Here is a 2,104-nt window from a genome sequence, read left to right as displayed (position 1 = left end):
GCGTCGCCGCCCACCGGGAGCTGCGGCGGCGGGCCGCCGAGCCCGGCTCGCCGCGCGCCGCGCGGCGGCGGCGCGCCCTCGGCAAGCTGACCGCGCGCGAGCGGGTGGAACTGCTGCTCGACGACGGCTCGTTCCTGGAGACCGACCCGCTGGCCAGGCGCCGGGCCACCGCTGCCGGCGCGGCCGACGGCGGCCGCCCGCTGGGCGACGGCGTGATCACCGGCACGGGCACCGTGGACGGGCGGCAGGTGTGCGTCTACGCGCAGGACGCGACGGCCGCGCACGGCAGCGTCGGCGAGGTGTTCGGCGTCAAGGTGGGCAAGCTGCTGGACCTGGCGCTGCGCGTCGGCTGCCCGGTCGTCGGCATGATCGACTCCAGCGGCGCCCGCCTGGAGGAGGGGGTGCCGGCGCTGTCCGCGTACGGCCGGGTGGCCACGCGCGTGGTCAACGCCTCGGGGATGATCCCGCAGATCTCGGTCGTCATGGGCGTGTGCGCGGGCGGCGCCGTGTACACGCCGGCCGCCACGGACTTCGTGGTCATGGTGGACCGCACGTCGCACATGTTCGTCACCGGGCCCGACGTGATCCGGTCGGCGACCGGCGAGTCGGTGGGCCTGGAGGCGCTGGGCGGCGCCGGGGTGCACGCCACCCGGACCGGCAGCGCCCACTACGCCGCCGACGACGAGGAGGACGCCGTCGCCTTCGTCCGCGACCTGCTGTCCTTCCTGCCCGACAACAACCTCACCGAGCCGCCGTCCCTCCCGGCGGACGGCCGCCTGACGGTCACCGCGCGGGACGCCGAGCTGGACGCGGTCGTCCCGGACGCCGACGGGCGGCCGTACGACATGCGGGAGGTGCTGGCACGGGTGGTGGACGACGGGGAGGTGCTGGAAGTGCACCAGGAGTTCGCGCGCAACGTGCTGTGCGGCTTCGCCCGGGTCGACGGCCGGGTGGTCGGGGTGGTCGCCAGCCAACCGCTGCACCTGGCCGGCGCGCTGGACGCGGACGCCTCCGAGAAGGCCGCCCGGTTCGTGCGCTTCCTGGACGCCTTCGGGCTGCCGATCGTCACGTTCGTGGACGTGCCGGGCTTCCTGCCGGGCACGGCGCAGGAGCACGGCGGCATCATCCGGCGCGGCGCCAAGCTGGGGTTCGCCTACATCGAGGCGACGGTGCCGAAGGTCACCGTGATCACCCGCAGGGCGTTCGGCGGCGGGTACGCGGTGATGGCGTCCCGGGACCTGGGCGCCGACCTGTGCTTCGCCTGGCCCACCGCGCAGATCGGGGTCATGGGCGCGCGCGGCGGCGTGGACCTGCTGCACCACCGGGAGCTGGCCGCCGCCGAGGACGCCGACGCCCTGCGGCGGTCGCTCGCGGACGCGTACGAGCAGCGGCTCACCAGCCCGTACGCGGCGGCCGAGCGGGGCGTGCTGGACGACGTGATCGCACCGGCCGAGACCCGGGTGACGCTGGTCAAGGCGCTGCGCGCGCTGCGGAACAAGCGGGTCGCGCCGCTGCCGAAGAAGCACGGGAACATCCCGCTGTGAAGGCCCGGCCGCCCGCCCGGGGGCCGGCCTCGGTAGGGGCGGGGCCGGGGCCTCGGGCGGGTGGGGTCGGGGCCGGGGCCGCGCCGTGGGCGGGACCGGCGTCCGGGCGGCCGCCGCGTCCTGGGCGGCCGGGACCCGGGTGGCCGCCGTATGGACGGCCGTCAGGGGCGGACCGTCCGGCCGTTCACCGGCCCGGCCCCCAGCCGCCGCGCCACCGTCCCGGGCTGTCACGGGACCGTCCTGAGCCGACAGGCCACCGTCCTGGGCTCTCAGGCCACCGTCCTGGGACCGCGACGCGCCTCCGTCCTGGGCTGTCGCAAACCGTCCCGGGCCGACAGGCGACCGTCCCGGGCCGTCATCCCGGACGGCGCCGGGCCGGAGCGGCCACCGCCTCGGTGAGCCGCCGGCAGCCGTCGGACGTGTGGCCGTCCGCCGAACGGCCGTCCGCCGAACCGCCGCCTGCCGGGCGGCCGCCGCCCGGTGCGGCCGCCGTCCCGGACGGCGCGCGGACGCGCTCGGCGGCAGGGACTCGCTCGGCGGCGCGGGCGCGCGCCTGCCCG

The 2,104-nt window shown here is 77.8% G+C and carries 1 protein-coding gene and 1 pseudogene; one reads left to right on the top strand and one right to left on the bottom strand.

Annotation, left to right across the window (positions count from 1 at the left end; all coding sequences use genetic code 11):
• The first annotated feature begins 20 nt into the window (after positions 1 to 20).
• Positions 21 to 1,544, top strand: coding sequence for an acyl-CoA carboxylase subunit beta (locus RKE29_RS29570; RefSeq protein WP_312008789.1), 1,524 nt, complete (start codon positions 21 to 23; stop codon positions 1,542 to 1,544).
• A gap of 355 nt (positions 1,545 to 1,899) precedes the next feature.
• Here the strand turns inward: RKE29_RS29570 and RKE29_RS29565 are convergent.
• Positions 1,900 to 2,104, bottom strand: a pseudogene (locus RKE29_RS29565) (hypothetical protein); the annotation flags it as partial.

It is taken from the genome of Streptomyces sp. B1866 (assembly GCF_031932565.1).
Taxonomy (GTDB): domain Bacteria; phylum Actinomycetota; class Actinomycetes; order Streptomycetales; family Streptomycetaceae; genus Streptomyces.
The sequence above is the reverse complement of the archived record's forward strand: the minus strand, read 5'-3'. Positions and strand labels throughout refer to the sequence as shown.